The sequence below is a fragment of the Bacillus cereus group sp. BfR-BA-01383 genome, from assembly GCF_022663495.1.
GTDB classification, from domain to species: domain Bacteria; phylum Bacillota; class Bacilli; order Bacillales; family Bacillaceae_G; genus Bacillus_A; species Bacillus_A cereus_AU.
Map to the genome: position 1 here is coordinate 1 of NZ_JAKUFP010000151.1, position 222 is coordinate 222.

Consider the following 222-nt stretch of genomic DNA (forward strand, 5'->3'; position numbering starts at 1 on the left):
GTTATTCAAATCGTACCATTATGGAAACACTCGGAATTAAAAATGTTTCCCAAATTAAGACATGGATGAAATGGTATCGTACAGATCAAACTCATCGTTTTCAACAACCTGTAGGAAAGCAATATTCTTACGGAAAAGGACCAAAAGAGCTAAGTGAACTGGAACAGCTACGATTAGAAAATAAACACTTAAGAACAAAATTACTTGTATGGGGAAAGTATC

The 222-nt window shown here is 34.2% G+C and carries 1 pseudogene; it reads left to right on the forward strand.

What is annotated here, in order from left to right:
- Positions 1-222 (forward strand): annotated as a pseudogene (locus tag MR065_RS27380) (IS3-like element ISBt2 family transposase); the annotation flags it as partial.